Annotated in this window: 12 protein-coding genes; 7 read left to right on the forward strand and 5 right to left on the reverse strand. The window is 70.6% G+C overall.

From position 1 onward, the window contains the following. Window positions 1-120: 120 nt before the first annotated feature. From MXD95_RS26700 to MXD95_RS26715, 4 genes are all read left to right on the forward strand, one after another. On the forward strand, window positions 121-3,396 hold the full coding sequence (locus MXD95_RS26700) for a lantibiotic dehydratase (protein ID WP_250643499.1): 3,276 nt from the start codon (window positions 121-123) through the stop codon (window positions 3,394-3,396). Next, window positions 3,393-4,796, forward strand: coding sequence for a lanthionine synthetase C family protein (locus tag MXD95_RS26705; RefSeq protein ID WP_250643500.1), 1,404 nt, complete (start codon window positions 3,393-3,395; stop codon window positions 4,794-4,796). Before MXD95_RS26700 ends, MXD95_RS26705 begins: the two co-directional genes overlap by 4 nt. 55 nt (window positions 4,797-4,851) lie before the next feature. Continuing rightward, the gene (fxlM, locus tag MXD95_RS26710) at window positions 4,852-6,990 is read left to right on the forward strand and encodes a methyltransferase, FxLD system (RefSeq protein WP_250643501.1); all 2,139 of its coding nucleotides are present in this window, start codon (window positions 4,852-4,854) and stop codon (window positions 6,988-6,990) included. Between the two features lie 155 nt (window positions 6,991-7,145). After that, on the forward strand, window positions 7,146-8,366 hold the full coding sequence (locus MXD95_RS26715) for a hypothetical protein (RefSeq protein ID WP_250643502.1): 1,221 nt from the start codon (window positions 7,146-7,148) through the stop codon (window positions 8,364-8,366). Here MXD95_RS26715 and MXD95_RS26720 read toward each other — a convergent pair. The 3 genes from MXD95_RS26720 to MXD95_RS26730 form a co-directional block, all read right to left on the reverse strand. Then, window positions 8,276-9,121 (reverse strand): transglutaminase family protein, encoded by an 846-nt coding sequence (locus tag MXD95_RS26720; RefSeq protein ID WP_250643503.1) that lies wholly within the window; start codon window positions 9,119-9,121, stop codon window positions 8,276-8,278. The genes MXD95_RS26715 and MXD95_RS26720 overlap by 91 nt on opposite strands. Window positions 9,122-9,314: 193 nt before the next feature. After that, entirely contained in the window at window positions 9,315-10,268 is a 954-nt protein-coding gene (locus MXD95_RS26725) for an alpha-E domain-containing protein (protein WP_250643504.1), read from the reverse strand. Then, on the reverse strand, window positions 10,262-11,887 hold the full coding sequence (locus MXD95_RS26730) for a circularly permuted type 2 ATP-grasp protein (protein WP_250643505.1): 1,626 nt from the start codon (window positions 11,885-11,887) through the stop codon (window positions 10,262-10,264). Before MXD95_RS26730 ends, MXD95_RS26725 begins: the two co-directional genes overlap by 7 nt. 265 nt (window positions 11,888-12,152) lie before the next feature. Here MXD95_RS26730 and rfbB point away from each other — a divergent pair, with 265 nt between their 5' ends. The 3 genes from rfbB to MXD95_RS26745 all read left to right on the forward strand — a co-directional run bounded on the left by rfbB (window position 12,153) and on the right by MXD95_RS26745 (window position 16,798). After that, entirely contained in the window at window positions 12,153-13,157 is a 1,005-nt protein-coding gene (gene rfbB / locus MXD95_RS26735) for a dTDP-glucose 4,6-dehydratase (protein ID WP_250643506.1), read from the forward strand. A 154-nt stretch (window positions 13,158-13,311) separates the two neighbouring features. Beyond that, window positions 13,312-15,837 (forward strand): WD40 repeat domain-containing serine/threonine protein kinase, encoded by a 2,526-nt coding sequence (locus MXD95_RS26740; protein ID WP_250643507.1) that lies wholly within the window; start codon window positions 13,312-13,314, stop codon window positions 15,835-15,837. Between the two features lie 70 nt (window positions 15,838-15,907). Next, entirely contained in the window at window positions 15,908-16,798 is an 891-nt protein-coding gene (locus MXD95_RS26745; RefSeq protein WP_250643508.1) for a hypothetical protein, read from the forward strand. Between the two features lie 41 nt (window positions 16,799-16,839). On the opposite strand, the gene glgA is transcribed toward MXD95_RS26745, so the two are convergent. Together glgA and glgC are read right to left on the reverse strand one after the other, a co-directional pair. Continuing rightward, complete coding sequence (gene glgA, locus MXD95_RS26750; RefSeq protein ID WP_250643509.1) at window positions 16,840-18,129, reverse strand: glycogen synthase; 1,290 nt, start codon at window positions 18,127-18,129, stop codon at window positions 16,840-16,842. Between the two features lie 428 nt (window positions 18,130-18,557). After that, a complete protein-coding gene (gene glgC, locus MXD95_RS26755) occupies window positions 18,558-19,796 on the reverse strand; it encodes a glucose-1-phosphate adenylyltransferase (protein WP_250643510.1) in 1,239 nt (412 codons plus the stop codon). Window positions 19,797-20,338 lie beyond the last annotated feature (542 nt).

Genomic DNA, 20,338 nt, shown 5'->3' on the forward strand with positions numbered 1-20,338 from the left:
CCCCCCCCCCCCCCCCCCCCCCCCCCCCCCCCCCCCCCCCCCCCCCCCCCCCCCCCCCCCCCCCCCCCCCCCGGGCCGCTGTGCTCCTCGGATTCGATTCGGAAAGGGACTGAGGATTCGGTGCGCGGAGACGGTGTCGGGTTTCGGCCGGTTGAGGGTGCGCTGCTGCGCGCCAGTGTGGGCATCGATGCCGGTGCCGTTCCGCGTTGGCCGGACAGCGGCGATCAAGGCGATGCGGCGGCCTGGCGGATGTGGGTCAGCCGGATCTGGATGATCGACGGCGTGGCCGACGCGGTGGCGGCGGCAAGCCCGGCGCTGGCAGCCCGGGTGGCGGCGGTCCAGGCTGGCGAAGTTCGGAAGATCGCCCGGATGCGCCGGGTGGCCGTGTCGCTGGCGGGCTATATGGCGCGGTTGCAGGGGCGAGCGACGCCGTTCGGGTTGTTCGCCGGGATCGCGCCGCTGCATTTCGGCGCTCGCGCCGTGAGCGTCGGCGTCGGTCTGGATGTACGGCATCAGGCGGTGGTCCGTGCCGACGCGGCTTGGGTGGAGGCCGTGATCGCTCGGTTGGAGGCCTGCCCGAGCCTGTTTGATCGCCTCCTGGTGACGGCCAATGATCTCGCCGAAGTGCACGGTGGCCGTCTGGTCATGACCGGCTCAGTGCACACGAGCGGACCAGCGTCGGAAACGACGCCCACAGCATCATCCCGGCAGACCGCACCCATGGGGCGGACGGTGTCACTGCGAAATACCGCGCCGGTCCGATACGCGCTGCGGGCTGCCCGCTTCCCGCTCGCGGTCGGCCTCCTGGTCGACCAGCTCGCCGCGCGGTTCCCGCAGGTGGACGGTACGGCCGTCCGCGAACTGATCAGAAACCTGGTGGAGACAGGTGCGCTGATCACCAGCCTGCGTCCGCCGCTGACGGTCTTCGACGCTCTTGACCATCTGATGGCGGAGCTGGCCGCTTTGGACGCCGCAGAAGCGCCGGGCAGCGGGCCGATCGTCTCCGAGTTGGCCAAGGTCCAAGCCGCGCTGGCCGTCCAGTCCCAGCCGGAATCTGGTCAGGCGTCCTCATCGGCTCTCAGCGCGCGCATGCGCGCGCTGACTGACACGGGCGACACGCCGCCTATGGCGGTTGATCTCCGCTTGGGCGATGAGCTCGCCCTGCCCTCAACTGTTGCGGCGGAGGCTGCGGCAGCGGCGGGGGCGCTGGTGCGGCTCAGTCCGTACCCTGACGGTGCGCCGATGATGGGCGAGTATCATCGACGGTTCCTCGATCGATTCGGGCCGGGAGCAGTGGTCCCGGTCGCCCGGCTCGTCTCGAGCGTCGGCGGTCTGGGCTATCCCCAGTATGGACTCGGGGAGTCTCGGGGACGGCGGATCCCGCCTGGCGGACGGGACGAGCAACTCTTGGCGCTGGCGCAGCAGGCCGCCCTGGACGACGTCCACGAGGTCGTCCTGGACGATCCTCTGGTCAGCAGGTTGGGCTCGGCGGCGGGCAGTCAGGCTGATCGCCGCACCGGCAGCCCCAAGCCCCTGCGGATACCGCCGCATGTCGATCTGTGTGTCGAGGTGCTGGCGGAGTCGGAAGGGGCGCTGGACACCGGGGACTACCGGCTCGCGGTGTGCGGGATCGGGCAGTCTGCGATCGCGACCAGCGGCCGATTCCTCTCGCTGCTGTCGCGCGCCGAGCAACACCGGTTTGTCCGCTCTTACGCGGCGCTTCCGGTGGCGGTCGAGGGCGCGTTGGCGGCGCAGGTGTCGTTCGCGCCACTGCGGACCCGGGCGCGCAACGTCTTCGCCGTCCCGCAGGTCCTGCCTGCGGCCATCGGCCTCGGCGAGCACCGGAGACAGGCTCGGGACCAGGACCGGGCACCAGCCGATCTGGACCTGCGGGACCTGGCCGTGACTGCTGGCCTGGATCGGATGTACGTGGTGTCGCTGTCGTGCCGACGCGTCGTGGAGCCGGTGCTGGTGTGCGCCGCCGCACGGCATGCGGTGCCGCCGCTGGCAATGTTCCTCGTCGACGTTGCCCGCGCCATGTCGGCGACGGTGGCGCTGTTCGACTGGGGCGCCGCGGCCGGGCTGCCGTTCCTGCCGCGCCTGCGGTACCGGCGCGTGGTCCTCGCGCCGGCGCGGTGGCGCGTTCCGCGCGGCGCGCTGCCCGGCGCGGATGCGTCTCTGTCCAGCTGGATGGAAACGATCGCCGCGCTACGTGAGCGGCTGGGTCTACCGGAGCGGATCTCCGTCGGCGTCGCCGACCGGGAGTTCCGCCTGAGGCTGGATGATCCGATGCACGTCGAGCTATTCCGTGACCATCTGCGCCGTCTCCCCGCGCCGACACCCGAAACGAGATCGACGGTGACGCTGACCGAGGCGCCCTCGGAAGCCGACCTCGGCTGGTGCCAGGGCCGCGCACACGAGGTTCTGATCCCGATGGCGAGCACCGCTACCCCGGCTCCCGCACCTCGGATCCTGGCCCGTCCTGGTCCGTTGCCGCTGATCGACCCGTCGGACGAGGTGCTGCCGGGCGGAGAGATGTTGTTCGCCAAGGTGTTCGGCGACCCGGACGGGTTCACCACACTGCTGGTAGAGCGTCTCCCTGGCCTGCTAGTGGGCTGGGACACCGCGCCGTACTGCTGGTTCGTCCGCTACGACGGCCCGGCCCCTCACCTGCGCATCCGTCTACGCACCACCGACTATGGCCAGGCCGCCACCCGCGTCGGCGCATGGGTGGCTGGGCTACGCCGGCACGGCCTCGCCGACGCCCTCCTTCTCGACACCTACCAGCCCGAGCCCGCCCGATACGGCCGTGGACCGGTTCTGGCTGTTGCTGAACGATTGTTCGCCGCCGACTCCGCCGCCGCTCTCGCCGAGCTCACCGCGACTGCCACGGCCGACGATGCTGACCGTCAGGGGCTCACCGCAGCGAGCCTGGTCGACCTGGCCGCTGCCATCCTCGGCAGTCGCACCGCAGGGATGGACTGGCTCCTCGCACGGCGCCACAGCGTGGAAGCCGGACCGGTGGACCGGACAGCGCGACGCCGCGCTCTTCACTTCCACGTCGCCTACATCCACTCCGACGGCCCATCGACTTCGATGCCGTCCACAGCGCCGATCCCGATGGCCACGGCCAGCAACGCAAGGTTTCCCCGCGGCACGAACGCGGCGACAAAGCCGGAGGTCGCAGCAGCGTGGCAGGCACGTCGCGACGCTGCCGACGACTACGCCAGCCTCCTCCGCGGCGGGCGGGCGGGGATGACACCGGAGGAAGTAGTGGAGTCGCTGCTGCATCTGCACCACAACCGGGTCCACGGCCCGGACCCGCACGCCGAGGCCCACGTCTGGCGGCTCGCCCGCGCGATAGCCCTCGCCGAGGCCGCCGGAGCACCGCGATGATCCACGCGACCGCCACCCGTCCCAGGGGCGGTCCTGATGAGGCCGGCGACATCGGGCGGGCGGGCGCGCTCGCCGCCCGCATCGCGGCCGACGTCGCCGACCCGCCACCGCCCGGCCGCCACAACGGTCACGACGACGTCGCCCCGACGAGCTGGCGCTGGCACCGGCAGTCGTTGTCCAAAGGCGCACCCGGGATCGCGCTCCTGCACGCGTGGCACGCCGCGCCCGACGAAAGCGGCGCGCTGGTCCACCGATGGCTTCGCCACGCGACCACGGACGGGCTCAGCGTCGGGCCTGGCGCCGGACTGTGGTTCGGCGCCCCGGCCCTCGCCTACGCCATCGCGACCATCTCCCCCGAACGTTATCGGGACGCCCTGACCAACGTTGACGCAGCCGTCACCACGCTCACCCAGCGGCGGCTGACCACCGCCCGAGCACGGATCCAGGCAGCCAGGCGGCCCCGCCTCGCCGAGTTCGACCTCGTCCGCGGCCTGACCGGACTCGGCGCCTACCTGCTCCGCCGCGACCCCGACCACCCCCTCCTGCGTGATGTCCTGCGCTACTTGGTCGCGCTGACAAGGCCACTTCCCGCCGGCGACGCTGCCGGACCGGACGCCCCTGGTTGGTGGTCCAGCGACCCTCCGCCCAGCCATCCCGCCACCGGCGGCGGTCACGCCAACCTGGGCATGGCCCACGGCATTGCCGGCCCACTCGCGCTGCTGGCGCTCGCGCTCCGCGCTGGCATCATCGTCCCAGGTCACGCCAAGGCCATCGAACGGATCACCGGCTGGCTCGACGCCTGGCGCCAGGATGCTCCGACCGGTCTCTGGTGGCCCGAACACCTCACCGTCACCGACCTGCACACGGGCCGTCCCGCCCAGGCCGGCCCGGCCCGGCCATCGTGGTGTTACGGCACCCCCGGCCTCGCCCGAGCCCAGCAGCTGGCCGCCCTCGCCATCAGCGACCAGCCCCGCCAGGCCGCCGCGGAGCACGCCCTCACCGCCTGCCTGCGCGACCCCGCACAACTCGACCGGCTTACCGATCCGGCTCTCTGCCACGGCTGGGCCGGTGTCGTCCTCTCCACCTGGTGCGCGGCCGCCGACGCCGCCACCCCCGGACCCGCCCAGACACTCCCCAGCCTGACCCGCGCCTTCCTGGCGCACACGGACAGCATCAAGCCGACATCCGGCCTCGCCCACGCCCACCTCGACCGCCCGGACCGCCCCGAGCCGACGTCCGGCCTGGCGACGGCCAGGCACGCCGACAGTCGTCGCGGCCCAACATCCCCGCAGTCTGCGGCCGGGCTCATCGACGGCCGCGCCGGAGTCGCTCTCGTCGCGCACACCCTCGCCACCGCCGACACCCACCCCGCCTGGGCCTCCTGCCTGCTCCTGACCTGATCCAGCGTCTGAACGCCCAGCGATCCGCCCCCGGCCTACGACAGGACAACCCGCCATGACCACTCTCCCGACCAGCGACGGCTGGCGTCAGCTCAACCTCGTCTGCACGGACTGGCAGGCAGCCGAACAGATGGCCGTGGACCACCTGCGGCCCCTGCTCACCGATGCCGAGAACGCAGGCACCGTTCAGGCCTGGTGGTTCGTGCGCAAGGGCGACACCTGGCGACTACGGCTCCGCACCCCCGACGACACGGCCCTCAATGAGCTCGCCAACACCCTCCAGCGCCACGGCGCCCTCCACACCTGGACCGAGTCACGCTACGAACCCGAGACCCACGCCTTCGGCGGCCCGGACGGCATGGATCTCGCCCACGATCTGTTCGCCGCCGACAGCCGACACCTGCTCGACCACCTCGCCACCGCTCGCCCGCACCTGCGCCGCGAACTTCCCGTCATTCTCTCCACCCGACTGCTCCGAACCGCCGGCCTGGAGACCTACGAGCGGGGCGACTGCTGGAACCGCCTCGCCGACCACCGCACCCCACCTGCACCGGCCACCCCACCGGGACGGCAGACCCTCCTCGACATCCAAACCCTGATCACCGCTGACTCCGACACCTCCGGCAGCCCCCTCCACGCCGCTCCCGCCTGGCCCGGCGCCTTCGAACACGCCGGGCGTGGCCTGGCCGCCCTGACCGCCACCGGACAGCTGGCCCGTGGGCTTCGCGGCGTCCTCACCCACCATCTGATCTTCCTGTTCAACCGGCACGGCATCAGCGCCACCGACCAGCGCACTCTGGCCACCGCCGCCCGCACCACCATCTTCGGCCCCATCGACACACCTTGGCCCACCACAACCGGCCCCATCGCCCCGCCCACGATCACGTCCGACATTCCCGACACCAGCGTCCATTCCCACAGAGACATCCGATCAGGTGCCAACGCCAACGGCGACGGCGCTCAGGCTCCCGCAGCCGACGCCCCGGATTCACGCGAACAGCAGGCCACGCGGCTACGCCACGGCCTCGCCGACTACATCAAGGGATGGGGCACCTTCCGCACGCCCCGGATCGAGGCTGCGTTCCGCGCCGTGCCACGGCACCTATTCCTTCCCGGCATCGACCTTGACATCGTCTACGGCACCAAACCGATCGTCACCCGACGCGCCGCCGACGGCACCTCCCACTCCTCCGCGTCCAGCCCCAAACTCGTCGCCACCATGCTCGAACAACTTGATCCGCAACCAGGTCAACGCGTTCTCGAGATCGGCACCGCCACCGGCATCAACGCAGCCCTCCTCGCCGAACTTGTCGGCGACAACGGCGCTGTCACCACCATCGAACTCGACGACGACCTCGCCGCCAGCGCCACCCACCACCTGCACACCGCCGGTTACCAAACTCACGTCATCTGCGGCGATGGCGCACTGGGATACCCCGGGCACGCGCCCTACGACCGGCTGATCGTCACCGCCGAGGCAACCGACATCCCACCCGCCTGGTGGGACCAGCTCGGCCTCGGCGGCCGAGCCGTCATCCCTCTACGGCTACACGGCAGCGGCCTGACCCGCGCCCTCGCCTTCGACCACCACACCTCCGGTCAGATGACCAGCACCTCCGCCGTCGTCTGCGGATTCGTCCCCATGCGCGCCACCACCGGACACGACGAACATGCCAGCGGACACATCCGGCTCGCGGACGACGTCATCCTCAAAATCGATACCACCGAACCCCACGACCCCACCGCGCTCGCCCAGGTCCTGCGCCACTCGCCACGCCAGCGGTGGACCGGCATCCACGTCCGACACGACGAACCCGCCGAACACCTTGACCTCTGGCTCGCCACCAGCACAAACCGCCCCTTCGGACGCCTGTCCGTCGGCCCCACCGCCCGCAACTCCGGCCTCGCCGATCCCGCCCTGCGCTGGGCTGGCGCGGCCCTGTACGAAAACAGCACACTTGCCTACCTCACCGCCCGCGAACCCACCGACGATGCTCTCGAACTCGGCATCACTGCCCACGGCCCCGAAGCCGACAAACTTACAGCCCATCTCGCCGACCTCCTCGACGCCTGGGCACCCAACCGGCCCACGCGGCCCATCATCACCGCCTACCGCAGCTCCGATCCCGTGAACGCCGAAGGGGCCCGAGCCCACATTCAGCGCCCTCACACCCAATTCACCATCACTTGGTGATCCCCATGGTCCCCTCCCACCACAGCACTGCGGCACGCAGAATCACACCTGTCGACAATTCCTCCACGCCGCAGACTGGCCCAGGCACTCAAAAACCCGCGCCCGACACGCGGAGAAACGCCCTACTCGCCATTTTGCCGCGATATTTTCCCCTCGTGCCTCGGCCGAAGCCTGCATGTGGAAGTCTTACCGAACGCCTCGACCGGCTACGTCACAAGGCCGGCCTCGCCCGAAACGGCGAAAACCCGCTTCTACACGCAGCCGAGGCTCTCAACCTCGCCGCCCTCATCGCCAGCGACTGCGCCATGCCACAGCTCGCCCGCGACCTGTGCTGGCGCCAGATCTACCATTTCACCACCGGCCCAGGCCCCTACGACCGCACGACCACCACCCTCGCCCTCCAACCACTGATCAACCTTGCCCGACTCCACACTCGCGACGGTGATGCCACCACCACCTACCACCTGTACCAGGCCCTCCTCCATGCCACCCGCAGCCGAAGCGGGCTCGTCATCGACGGCCACACCGTGCCCCTCAGCGCCCTCGTCGCCGACAGCGATGACCACTCCGCGATCGTCCAATGGGTGTGGACCATCCTCCTCGGCAGCGGTCTACGCGCCCTTAGCCAGACCGGCCGCTGGGCAGACGTCTACCATCACGCTCTCCGCCACAACGGCGTCGGCCGACGCCTCCTCGACGGCCGTCAGATCGCCGTCCTCCACCACGCCACCACCGACCAACCCGCCAAAGCGACCACCCTCGTCGACCGCAGCGACACCTCCGAACCATGGGAGCTCGCAGTCGCGGCATGTCTACGGACCATTACCCGCACCCTGGCCGGCGACACTGATGACAATGAGCCCTCCGCGATGATTGATGCGTACCTCGCGGTTGAATCCGTCCATGCATCGGTGCCCCGGACTTTCCGCCTCCACCTGGGATTGATCGTCGCAGAGCTCCTCCGCATCACCGGGCAGTCCAGCCATGCCGCCATCGTCATCAGCGACCAACTCCTCGATGATGCCCTCCGGGACGCCTACCTCGCCCGCGACGTACTCGCCGCCCCAGCCGGCCTGACGCTCACCAGAAACCGCCAATCCCAGCTACACGCCACCATCCGCCGCTCGAACTTCGGCACACCGCTCACCCCCGGAAACCTCAAAATCCTCCTCAAGGCAACGCACCAGTGCGAGACAGCCCTGGCCACCCAGCTACACCGCCTACAACCCTCCGCCCTCCCACCAGGCGGCCGGCAACGAGGGGACAGCAGCGGGAGCGGGTCCGGTCAGGCGAGGCGGGTGACGGAGACGGTGACGCCCAGGGAGGTGGAGGCGCCGCCGGAGAAGACGCCGCGCATGGGAGGCACGTCGTTGTAGTCACGACCGCGGGCGACGACGACGTGCTGCTCGCCGGCAGGCACGGCGTTGGTCGGGTCGAAGCCCCACCACTCGCCGATCCAGCCCTCCACCCAGGCATGCGACTGGCCGGCGACCGTCTCGCCGACCTCGGCCGTCGCCGACGGGTGCTGATAGCCCGAGACATAGCGGGCGGGCATGCCGGCGGCACGCATCAGGACCAGTGCGAGATGCGCGAAGTCCTGGCAGACGCCCTCGCCCTTCTCCCAGGCCTCGACCGCGGCGGTGTGCACGCCGGTGGTGCCGGGGCAGTAGGTGAGCCGTTCGCGCACCCAGTCGCCGACCGCTGGGATGAAATCGGACGGGCTGTGGCGGGCGGCGAGCTCGCGGGCGGCGTCCACGAGCCGCGGATCGTCACCGGTCGACGCCGACGGGCGCAGGTACTCGACGAACTCGTCGGCGACGGGCTCGGAGGTGAGCCGCGCCCAGGTGGGGGTGTCGACGGGCCGAGCCGCAGCGGTCCCGGTCTGCACGATGGACTGGCCGGTGACGACGAGCTCGGTGTGCGGGGTGTGCAGGTCGAACGCGGTGACCTGGGTGCCCCAGTAGTCCCAGTAACGGTAGGTCTTCGCCACCGGTTCGGTGCGCACCGTCGCCTCGAGGGTGAGCTGCGCGTCGGCGGTCTGCGGGATGATCCGCACCTCGTTGTAGGACGAGTGCACGGGACTCGCGTACCGGTAGCCGGTGGAGTGCTCGATCCGAATCTGCCAGCTCACCGTGCGCTCCCCCGCCTGAACCGGGTCGGGCGGGTGGGGCCCACGGACCACGACGCGCTCACCGGCCGGCCGCGGCGGGACGCCGGGACCACGCGCCGCCGCCAGGCCCCCGCGCCTATCCCGCGCCGGGGTGGGCGGGCGATGCGGGTCGGGCTGGCCGGCCGCGTCAGGCGGTTCGGCCGCGTCGGCCGGTTCATGCCGGTACCTCCATCGCCCATGAGCGGGGCGCCTCTCGGGCGAAGTAGCGGGTGGTCGCCTCGCGGCTGACCGTCGAACACGTGCTCTGCAGGGATGTGAGCAGGTCGGGCATGTCAGCGACCAGATCGTCCACGCTGTGGAACTCGAGTTCGGTGCGGGCCCGGCCGACCAGGCGCCGGGCCGTGTCGTCGACGGTGGAGCGAGGGCTGCCGCGGCTCCGTCCGCCGTCGAGCTCGGCGAGGATCTGCTCGGCGAGCGCCAGCGACCAGTACACCGAGCGGGGAAACAGCCGGTCGAGCAGCAGGAACTCGGCGACCCGGGAGGCGTCGACGGCCCGGCGGTAGGTACGCAGGTAGGCCTCGTGCGCACCGCAGGAGCGCAGCAGGCTGATCCAGCTCTGCGAGTGCGGATGGTCGCTGATGCTCGACGAGAGCAGCCGCGAGGTCATGTCCACCCGCTCCAGGCTGCGGCCGAGCACCAGGAACCGCCAGCCGTCGTCGCGGGCGAGGGTGGCGTCGACGAGGCCGGCGAGCATCGCGGTGCGCTCCCGGACATAGCGGAAGTACACGTGCGGGCCCATCCGGCGGGCCAGCTCCTCGGTATGAGGCAGATCGTTCCAGGTGGCGTTGAGGCATTCCCAGACGTCGCTGGAGACGACCACCCGGGCGCCGCGGGCGTTCTCCCGCGCCGCGGAGATCGCCCCGGTGATGGAGAACGGGCGCGCCGGGTCGTAGGCGAGGATCTCGGTGACCTGCCGCGAGTCGACCGGCTGGCCGAACTCGGCCGGCCGCCCCATCGCGGCGAGCAGTTCCCGTCCGGCGCTGGCCTCGTCGAGCCACGGGTCCTCGAGTACCCGGTGCACGTGGACGTCGAGGATCCGGGCGGTCGACTCGGCGCGTTCGACATAGCGGCCGATCCAGAACAGCGACTCGGCGATCCGGCTCAGCATGCCGCGCGCTCACCTTCCCGGCCGGCGGGCGTGCGGCCGGCCTGGTTCTGTTGCTGCTGTTGCTGCTGGTCGGAGGAGACCGGGCCGAGATCGGGTCCGGACGCGGGGCGGGCGGCCGCGCCGAGCGCGCCGCCCGGGACACGCCCGGGCAGGTATGGTGGTTCGCCTCCCCCGGGTTCGGCGGCGAGCACCCAGGTGTCCTTCGACCCGCCGCCCTGACTGGAGTTCACCACCAGGCTGCCCCGCGGCAGCGCGACCCGGGTAAGCCCGCCGGGCAGGACCCAGATTCGGTTGCCGTCGTTGACGGCGAAGGGCCGCAGGTCGACATGGCGGGGGCCGAGCCGGTCGTCGGCGAGCGTCGGCGAGGTCGACAGGCGCACCACCCGCTGGGCGATCCATCCCCGCGGGTCCTCGCTCACCCGTTCCCGCAGCGCGGCGAGTTCGGCGTCGCTGGCCTGCGGGCCGATGACGATGCCCTTGCCGCCCGACCCGTCGACCGGCTTCACGACCAGGGAGTCCAGACGTTCGAGGACATACGCCCGCTGGTCGGGGTCCTCGAGCCGGTAGGTGTCGACGTTGGCGAGGATCGGCTCCTCACCCAGGTAGTAGCGGATCAGCTCGGGGACATAGGTGTACATGAGCTTGTCGTCGGCGACCCCGTTGCCGACGGCGTTGGCGATCGTCACATGCCCGGCGCGGGCGGCGTTGAGCAGGCCGGCGCAGCCCACCGTCGACTCGGGGCGAAAGTGCACCGGGTCCAGCCAGTCGTCGTCCACCCGCCGGTAGACGACGTGCACCGGATGCTCCCCCTCGGTGGTGCGCATCGTCACCTTGTTGTCGCGCACCGACAGGTCGCGGCCCTCGACGAGCTCCACCCCCATCTGCCGGGCGAGCAGCGCGTGCTCGAAGTAGGCCGAGTTGTAGACGCCGGGGGTGAGCACGACGACCGTCGGGTCGGCGACCTCCGGGGGCGCGGCGGCGCGCAGCGCGCGCAGCAGGTGGGTGGCGTAGTCGGCGACCGGGCGCACCCGGTGGGTGGCGAACAGCTCTGGGAACACCCGGGTCATCGCCCGCCGGTTCTCGATCACGTAGCTGACCCCGGACGGCACCCGGACGTTGTCCTCGAGCACCCGGAAGCCGCCGGCCTCGTCCCGGATCAGGTCGATGCCGGACACGTGCGCCCGCACCCCGTTCGACGGGTCGATGCCGTGCGCCGCCCGGTGGTAGTGCGCGCTGGTCAGCACGAGGCGCCGCGGCAGGACGCCGTCGGCGAGCACCTCGGCCGAGCCGTAGACATCGGCGAGGAACGCCTCCAGCGCCAGCATCCGCTGCACGACGCCGCGCTCGATCACGGACCACTCGTCACCGGCGAGCAGCCGCGGCACCAGGTCCAGCGGGAACGGCCGCTCCTCGCCGAACAGGTTGAAGGTGATGCCGGCGTCCCGAAAGGCCCGGTCCAGCGCCACCTTGCGGGCCGCGAGGTCCCCGCTGGACAGCGGCTGCAACGCGTCGTACAGCGCGGCGTACACCTCCCGAGGGGTGTTCGACGCGTCGAACACCTCGTCCCAGGCCGCCGTGGCCGCCGCTTCCGCCGGATAACCCTCGAACAGGTCCGCCACGGGGCAGAGCGTAAAGTGCCCGTGTTACCTCCGCATGACGTCACGGCATGACGTCCGGGCGCTCACGCTCCTCTGAAGGTGGCGGCGCCCGCCCACGGAGGTGACGGCACCGGCCCCACGGAGGTGGCAGCGCCGGCGGCCCGGCGGGTGCGACGAGGATGGACGACTCGCGGCGGGTGCGCCGATACCGCCCGCCCCGGGCGCGAGACGATGGACCCCCCGCCTGCGTGCACCGGAGCACGCGCGCTGACCGAAAGGCCGCACGATGTCGACGTTGCTGGTGACCGGAGCCGCTGGGTTCATCGGGTCGAACTTCGTCCGCTACTGGCGGGAGCGGCATCCCGCGGACGCCGTCGTCGCGTTCGACGCCCTGACCTACGCGGGCTGCCGGGAGAACCTCGCCGACGTGGCCGAACGGATCACGTTCGTGCACGGCGACATCCGCGACCGCGAGCTCGTCGAGTCCACGCTGCGGGAGCACTCCGTCGACGTGATCGTGAACTTCGCCGCCGAGTCGCACAACAGCCTCGCGATCCTGCGCCCCGGCGACTTCTTCTCGACCAACGTGATGGGCACCCAGGCGCTGTTGGAGGCCGCCCGGACCGTCGGGGTGGCCCGCTTCCACCAGATCTCCACCTGCGAGGTCTACGGCGACATGGACCTCAACGACCCCGGCGCGTTCACCGAGAACTCCCCCTACCTCCCCCGCACCCCGTACAACGCGGCGAAGGCCGGATCCGACCACGCGGTGCGCGCCTACGGCCTGACCTACGACCTGCCGGTGACGATCACGAACTGCTCGAACAACTACGGTCCGTACCAGTTCCCCGAGAAGGTCATCCCGCTGTTCGTCACCCGCGCGCTGCAGGGCGAGCAGCTCCCGCTCTACGCGTCCACGACGAACCGGCGCGAGTGGCTGCACGTGATGGACCACTGCCGCGCGATCGACGCCGTGCTCGAGCGTGGCCGGGTCGGCGAGACCTATCACGTCGGCTCGGGTGTCGAGGCCGACATCGAGACGATCGCCGACACCGTGCTCGCCGAGCTGGGCCTGCCCGCGTCCCTGAAGACGATCGTGCCCGACCGCCCGTCCCACGACCGTCGCTACCTGCTCGACTCCACCAAGCTGCGCACCGAGCTCGGCTGGTCGCCGCTGATCGGCTTCCCCGAGGGCATGCGCTCCACCATCGCCTGGTACAAGGAGAACGAATCCTGGTGGCGCCCCCTGCTCGGCCGCTCCCCCGTCACCGAGACCGCCTGGAAGAGCTGACCCGGGATCCTCCGTAAGACGTTCCAGCGTCCACCGGGCCAAGGGCCGGCACGGGTAAAATGCCGGCCATGTCGGGGGACAGCACTCCAGGATGTATTCCTGGCGCCATCGGCGCTGCAGACGTGGCATCAAGGGCTCACCGCCATTCCCGCCGATGATCATCGATCGTCGGCGGGTCGAGGCGGCGCTGCCGGGCTATGTACTGACGGACGAGTTGGGCTCGGGCGCATTCGGGCTGGTGCTGGCCGCGCGGCACCGGCGGATGGACCGGCCGGTCGCCATCAAGGTGATGAAGGCCGACGGCCCCGACGGGTTGCAGGTGGACTTCGCCACCGAGGCGCGGATCCTGGGTGGCCTGGATCATCCTCACATCGTCCGGGTCCACGACTATCTCGAGGCCGATGACCTCTGCCTGATCGTGATGGAGCTGCTGACCGGCGGCACCCTCACGCGGCGCCGCGCCGCGATGAACGGCGAGCAGGCCTGCGCGTCCGCGCTCGCGGTCGCCGCCGCACTGGCCCACGCTCACTCCCGCGGGATCCTGCACCGAGACATCAAACCCGACAACATCATCTTCACGTCCGATGGGACGCCGAAAGTCGGGGATTTCGGCATCGCCAAGCTGTTCGACGGATTTTCGGCCAGCGCCAGCCGGCTGATCGGCACCCCGCAGTACATGGCGCCCGAGCAGTTCGACCAGGCGGGTCGACTCGGCCCGGCCACCGATCTGTACTCCCTTGGCGTCGTGCTCTACCGGCTGCTGTCCGGACGCCTGCCGTTCGACCAGGCCCGGCCGTGGCAGCAACCGGCCCAGGTGGACGGGCCGCCGCCGCTGCGGGGAGTGCCGACCCCCATCGCCCAGGTGGTGCTGCGCGCACTGGCCCGGGAACCGGGCGATCGCCACCCGGATGCCACCGCGTTCGCGTCCGACCTCGCGCGGGCGGCAACCGACGCCTATCGACCGGGCTGGGTCGACCACACCGGCCTGACCCTCCACCTGCCCGACCCACTGCGCCGCGACATCGACCGAATCCCGTCGCAGCAACAGCCATCACCGGATCCGGATCCGGACGGCGAAGCGCCGCCACCTCCGGCTGGCTCCCCCGAACCGACCCGCATTGACGATGCCCGGCCCGCGGCGAGGCGAGTCCGGTTCCCGCGTGGCCGGACCCGCCGCTGGGCCGTGCCGCTCAGCGCCGCGGTGCTCGTGGTCGCGCTGACGGCGGTGTTCATCGGGTGGATCCGCGCCGACGACAGCCCCGACCCCGACCGGACTGCCCTGTCCCGGCAGCTGGTGAGCGCGGCAGGACGGGCGGCGTCCGCGGGTCAGCCGGACCTCGCCCGCCGGCTGACCGTCGCCGCCTACCGCACCGCGCCCACACCCGAGGCACGCGTGGCCGTCCTGCGCGGGTTCGGGTCCACCGATCATCCGCTGACGTCGTTCACCGGGCATCAGGCATCCGTCACCGACGTGACCTTCAACCCGAGCGGCACGCTGCTCGCCAGCAGCGACTCATCCGGTTCTGTTCGGTTATGGGATACCCATGACCGAGGCCAGGCCGAGGCGATCGCCGTCCTGTCCGGCCATCAGAAAGAGATCGGCAACGTGCGGTTCAGCCCGGACGGGGAACTCCTCGCAACCCGGAGCGACGATCACACGGCCAGGATCTGGGATGTGGCCGGCCAGCACACGACCACCGCGGCGCGGACCGTGTTCGAGCACACCGGTGCGGTCGGCGACGCCGTCTTCAGCCCGGACAGCAAACACCTCGCCACGACCGATAATGGCAATGGCAACATCCACATCTGGGACACCAACATCCGCGGCACCGTCAATCAAGGCAGTAAACTCGCCGAGGTTACAGCTACGCCGACCGGTCATGATTCCGGCAGTTGGATCGGCGCCGTCTACAACCGGACCGGAACGCGTCTCGCCACCAGTGGCATGGACGGGAAAATCGAGCTGTGGGACACCAGCCGCCTTCCGAGCACCTCCGCGCTCCTGGGGACATACCCAAGCAAGACAGGCGGTACTCTCGCCACCGGGTTCAGCCGGGACGGGACTGTCCTCGCGACCCGTGACATGGACGGCACCGCTCTCCTGTTTGATGTACGCCGCAGAGCGCCACTGTCGACGCCCACCGTGCTGCGGGGACACGAGGGCGAGGTCTGGGCGACAGTCATCAGCCCGGACGGCAGGTTTGTCGCGACCGGCGGACGGGATGGCACCACACATCTATGGGCCACCTCCGCCGCCTTCGACGGCAAAAGCACCACCAACACGCTGGCGACATTCGATGGACGCCACGGCGAAATCAGCAGTATCGATTTCAGCCCGGACGGAAGGCTTCTGGCGACCGGCACCAACGAAGGCACGGTCGTGATCTGGGACACGGCTGACCGCAGCACAGTCACCGCACCGCTGCTGACCCTCACGAAGCTGAACGGCTGGCTGGGAAAAGCTGTCTTCAGCCCGGATGGCCGTCTGCTTGCCGCCGGCACCCACGACTGGGAGGGGACTGCACCCGGCAGCGATGTGGCCCGGGTCATGCTGTGGAACCTGGATGCCGATCGGATGGCGCGTGACGCCTGTGCTCACGGAGATCGCCTCACCGAAGCGGAATGGCACGATGCGGTCCCAGCTACTCCGTACCTGCCGCCGTGCCAGGGCACCACGTAAGGATCACTGAGATCCCGCCGTCGGCCACTCGGCGCACATAATCCGCCGCTCCCGCCTGACATCATGGTGTATGCCGAGTTCCGACCACGAGATGCCGCTTGACCTGTTGCGGCTCGATCCATCGTTCCCCGACTGGGTCTGCACGGAGATTCTTGGCGACAAGGACGTGCCGTCGGCGCACCGCGCCGAGTTATACGATCCGAACGTCCGTCCTGCAACGCTTCAGGCCGACGCTGTGGTGCTGTTCTATGAACCGAGTGGGCAATTGCTGCGAGGCACCGTCTATGAGGTCCAGCGCGGCCGCGACCAGCGTAAACTGGCGTCCTGGAAGCTCTACGTCGGCCACTTCGAATCCACCCGAAGGGTGCCGTTCTCGCTGGTGGTCTTCGTTCCGGACCCGGCGGTGGCCCGCTGGTACCAGACCCGTATCGCGGGAGACACCCACAGCGGCGCACGGGTCGTCCCCCGGATGTTCACCTCTGCGGACGTTCCACTGGTACCAGACGTCCAGCTGGCGGCGGCCAGGCCGGCAGCCGTGCTGTTCGCCGCGGAGTACCGCCTGGGTGACGCCGACTTCGGTGTGATGCACCCGGCGCTACTCACGGCGCTGGACGCACTGGATCCAGCCGATAAGATCATTTACGATGACCGGATCGTGGGCCGGATGTCCCCAGCGGCCCGGCGCGCCTGGGAGGAGCACCTGATGTCGACTGCAGTCGGACGGCGTTACTACACCGAGCGCTACAACGAGGCCGATGCCCGCGGAGAGGCCCGCGGAGAGGCCCGCGGGGAGGCGCGCGGGGAGGCGAAGGCCGTGCTGGTCGTCCTTGACGCACGCGGCGTGGCGGTGCCTGACGCCGAGCGCCAGCGGATCCGGGAGTGCCTGGACACCGACCAGCTCGAACAGTGGCTGCTTCGCGCAGCTACCGCCACATCCATCGAGGATGTGCTCGGCGGGTGACAGCCGACCCGCGGTGACAGCCGACCCGCGGGGTGTTGGCCTCAGCCGCTGGTGACGGAGGCGTAGAGGGTGGAGGTGCGTTCGGCGACAGCAGCCCAGCCAAACTCGCCGACGGCGCGATCGCGGCCGGCGCGCCCCATCGCCGCGGCCCTCCCCGGGTCGGCGAGGACAGTGTTGATCGCTTCGGCGAGTGCCAGCGGGTCGTCCGGGGGGACGAGCAGGCCCGTCACGCCGTCGTTGACGACCTCTGGGATGCCGCCGACCCGGGAGGCGACGACGGCGGTGCCGCAGGCCATCGCCTCGAGGTTGACGATGCCCAGCGGCTCGTACACCGACGGGCAGACGAAGACGGTGGCGTGGCTCAGCAGTTGGATGACCTCGGGCTTGGGCAACATTCCGGACAGCCACACCACTGCGTCGCGCTCGGCGCGCAGGCCGTCGACCAGGGCCGTCGTCTCCGCCAGCAGCTCGGGGGTGTCCGGGGCACCGGCGCACAGGACGAGCTGCGCCCGGCGGTCGAGTGCCGAGGCCGCCCGCAGCAGCACCGGCAGGCCCTTCTGCCGGGTGATCCGCCCCACGAAGATCACCGTAGGCCGGTCCGGCTCGATGCCGTACTTCTCGAGCACGTCGGTGGCCTCGTCAGGCTGGTACTCGTCGGTGTCGATGCCGTTGCGGATGACGTGCACCCGCGCCGGGTCGACCGCCGGGTAGGCAGCCAGGATGTCGGCGCGCATCCCGTTACTGACCGCGACGACCGCCGCCGCGGACTCGATCGCCACCCGCTCGCACCACGACGACAGCCGGTAGCCACCCCCGAGCTGCTCGGCCTTCCACGGCCGGCGAGGCTCGAGCGAGTGCGAGGTCATCACATGGGGCACCCCGCCGAGCAGCGAGGCCAGATGGCCGCCGAGGTTCGCATACCAGGTGTGCGAGTGGATCACGTCAGCCCCGGCGGCGGCCGTCGCCATCGACAGGTCCATCGAGACGGTGCGCAGCGCGTCGTTCGCCCCGTCGAGCGCCGCCCACGGCCGGTGCGCGCGCACCCCCGCGACGCCCGCCCCACCCACGACCTCGACGATCCCCGCCGCGCTGGCCCCCGCCCCGATGGTCCCGGCGTCCAACGCCGCCACCACCGACGGAGCCGATGCCGCGGCCAGGTCAGCCGCCGCCAGGTCAGGCGCCGCCAGATCCGGGTCTGCGGGAGCGCGGCCCTCCCGGTGGACGGTCAGGTCCACCAGCCTGGCGAGCTCTCGGGCGAGGTACTCGACGTGCACCCCCGCACCGCCGTACACGTCCGGGGGGAACTCGCGGGTGAGCAGGGCGACACGCATGGACTGGCTCTCTCCTTGAGCGAAATTCGAGTGCAACGACGAGGGGACGGGCAGACGGTACGACCGCTCCGAGGCCGAAGGGCACCGGGGCCGAAGGGCGCCGCACCAGAACTGCACCGCCGCGCCGGGGCGGAACAGCGCCGCCAGGCAGGGCGATTCCGCCACGACTGACGGCTGCCTTCACCCTGCGCAACCGCCCCGGATCGCGTGGTCCCCTTCCGATCGCAGGCAAGATCCAACGAGGTCGTTAAGGGGCCATTTGTGTCCGATTTGCCCCCCACGACGACCTGGATAGCATGCTAGCCGCCGATGCCGCCCCATCAGGCAAGTCGGTGCCGATCTTCGGGCTCACAATGCGTGAAGCCCGGGCGGAGGCCAAGCCCGGGCGGAGGCCAGGCCGGTGGGGTATGGGCGGGCGGTGGTGGCGGTCAGTCGGACACGGTCTGGCCCTTGCCGACGACGGTGACGCCGTTCGGACTGACCGTGAAGCCGCGGACGCGGTCGCGCTCCTTGTCGACTCCGACCTGCGCGCCCGACAGGACCTGCACGTTCTTGTCCAGGATGGTGTCACGCACCACCGCCCCTCGGCCGACGACCGCGTGGTCGAGCAGCACGGCCCGGTCGATCTCCGACCAGGAGTGCACCCGGACGCCCGGGGAGAGCACCGACGAGCGGACCGAACCGCCGGAAACGATCACCCCGTTGCTGACGACGCTGTTCACCGCACTGCCGGTGCGCAACGGATCGTCGTGGACGAACTTCGCCGGAGGCAGTGGCGGAACACTGGTGTGGATCGGCCACTGCCGGTTGTACAGATTGAACACCGGGTCGAGCGCGCACAGGTCCATGTGCGCGTCGAAGTAGGAGTCCAGCGTGCCGACGTCCCGCCAGTAGCCGCGGTCCCGCCCGGTGGTGCCGGGCACGTCGTTGGCAGCGAAGTCGTACACGGCGGCGGTGCGCTGCGCGACGAGCATCGGGATGATGTCGCCACCCATGTCATGTCGGCTGTCCTCGTCGGCGGCGTCCTTGCGCAGGGCGTCGATGAGCACGTCCGTCGAGAACACGTAGTTGCCCATGGATGCCAGCACCTCGTCCGGGCTGTCGGGCAGGCCGGGCGGGTCGACGGGCTTCTCCAGGAACGCCTCGATGATGCGCCCGTCCCGTCCAGGCTGGATGACGCCGAAGCCACCGGCCTCGGCGCGCGGCACCCGTAGTCCGGCGACGGTGACTCCGGCGCCGGATTCGAGGTGCTGGGCGACCATCTGCCGCGGGTCCATCCGGTAAACATGGTCCGCGCCGAAGACGACCACGATGTCCGGGTCGTCGTCGTGGACGAGGTTCAGCGACTGGTGGATGGCGTCGGCGCTGCCGGCGAACCAGCGCGGGCCGAGCCGCTGCTGTGCCGGCACCGGGGTGATGTAGTTGCCCAGCAGATTACTCATCCGCCAGGTCGTGGTGATGTGCCGGTCGAGGCTGTGGCTCTTGTACTGGGTGAGCACGGCGATCCGCAGATAGCCGGCGTTGACCAGGTTGGACAGGACAAAGTCGATCAACCGGTACAGGCCGCCGAAGGGAACGGCGGGTTTGGCCCGGTCGGCCGTCAGCGGCGCCAGCCGCTTGCCGGCTCCCCCGGCCAGTACCAGGCCGAGGACCCGAGGGCTCGGCACGGAGGGCTCCCGTCTTACGGCACGATGGGACGACGACCCGCGGGATCTACCCCCCTTGCCAGCAGCAAATCGCCGATGCCGGCCTGGTTCCTGCGGGATTTCCCAGTCCACCGCAGGTCGCCACTTGCGACCTTACAAGTCGCCCGCGCCCGCTTCGTCCGGGGGCCTACCCCTTGTCCCCTCTGGGCTACACCACCTGACGCACCGCCGCGCCCACGGCCACGGATGGCGGCCAGGGCAGAGCTCGACGAAGGGGGCTCGTCGCTCGTGACAAGGCTGGCCTGTGGGCCGCCTGGCACGCCTGGCACGCCTGGCACGCCGAGGCGATCCCGTTGGCGGAGCAGCGATACAAGGACTATCAGGTGGAACGGGGCGAAGAGGAGGACGGTCGGCGGTGAGCGGATACGCGCGATGGTCGGGCGTTCGGGCGGAGCAGGTCGCCAAGGCCGGTGGGGAAGGAGGAGGCCGTCGCCGCCGGTGAACAGGAGCTGCTGACGGTGGCCGTGGGGCATCGGCTGGCCGAACCGGGCTCGAACGCGCCT

The sequence above is a fragment of the Frankia sp. AiPa1 genome, assembly GCF_023243075.1.
Classification (GTDB): Bacteria; Actinomycetota; Actinomycetes; order Frankiales; family Frankiaceae; genus Frankia.

What these genes read in the sequence shown, in the direction of transcription:
- MXD95_RS26745 (WP_250643508.1), top strand. Translation starts at nt 15,908, where the DNA reads ATGCCGAGTTCCGACCACGAGATGCCGCTTGACCTGTTGCGGCTCGAT.
- MXD95_RS26725 (WP_250643504.1), bottom strand. Translation starts at nt 10,268, where the DNA reads ATGCTGAGCCGGATCGCCGAGTCGCTGTTCTGGATCGGCCGCTATGTC.
- fxlM (WP_250643501.1), top strand. Translation starts at nt 4,852, where the DNA reads ATGACCACTCTCCCGACCAGCGACGGCTGGCGTCAGCTCAACCTCGTC.
- rfbB (WP_250643506.1), top strand. Translation starts at nt 12,153, where the DNA reads ATGTCGACGTTGCTGGTGACCGGAGCCGCTGGGTTCATCGGGTCGAAC.
- MXD95_RS26705 (WP_250643500.1), top strand. Translation starts at nt 3,393, where the DNA reads ATGATCCACGCGACCGCCACCCGTCCCAGGGGCGGTCCTGATGAGGCC.
- glgA (WP_250643509.1), bottom strand. Translation starts at nt 18,129, where the DNA reads ATGCGTGTCGCCCTGCTCACCCGCGAGTTCCCCCCGGACGTGTACGGC.
- MXD95_RS26740 (WP_250643507.1), top strand. Translation starts at nt 13,312, where the DNA reads ATGATCATCGATCGTCGGCGGGTCGAGGCGGCGCTGCCGGGCTATGTA.